The 688-nt window shown below is 46.5% G+C and carries 1 protein-coding gene and 1 pseudogene; one reads left to right on the forward strand and one right to left on the reverse strand.

The features are described 5' to 3' along the window. A partial coding sequence (locus tag R7R78_RS26535) for a helix-turn-helix domain-containing protein (protein ID WP_225474663.1) occupies positions 1–168 on the forward strand: 168 nt, incomplete at its 5' end. Between the two features lie 53 nt (positions 169–221). Here the strand turns inward: R7R78_RS26535 and R7R78_RS26540 are convergent. Then, a pseudogene (locus R7R78_RS26540) lies at positions 222–688 on the reverse strand (MFS transporter); the annotation flags it as partial.

Here is a 688-nt window from a genome sequence, read left to right on the forward strand (position 1 = left end):
CTGCGAATGCACAAAGCTGCGGACTTGTTGCAATACCGGGCGTGGTCAATTGCGATGATTGCCAATAGATTGGGATACCGAGACCCGTACAACTTTACGCATCGATTTAAGAAGTTCTACGGCATTTCACCAACACGTTATCGAAAGCAGTTAATGGAAAACGCATAAAAAAACGAGGGCAGATAGCCCTCGTTTTCAATGGTCATTTGGTTGTTTTAGCTTTATAGGCCCGCAGCCATTTGCTGTTTGGTTTTGCTCGCTGCAAGCAACATGTAAACGCATGTCGCTACCAAAGCCGCAAACAAGTAACCCAACAAGCCGTGTACTTGGCCCATAAATTTGTCTGCGACTACTGGGCCTGCTACTGAGCCTACGCTGTAGCTAAACAGCATGACTTGAGTTGCAGAGACAATAAAGCGTTCATCAAGTCCTTCACAGCCGAGGTTGATTGCCACTGGGTATAGAGCAAACGTGGCCATGCCCAATAGGAAAAGCGACGCCGCCAACACTGCGGTAGACGTAGAGATGAACGTCAAACCGATAGAGAAAATACCCAAAATACAGAAAAACGCCATTAAGACTGTTCGGCTCATGTATTTGTTTAATGTGGTCACCATAGGTTGAACCAACATGCCGCCAAGGATCACCAACGCCATAAGCGTACCAATGTCTTGGTGGGTAATTTTAC

This window comes from Vibrio sp. 2134-1 (genome assembly GCF_033339495.1).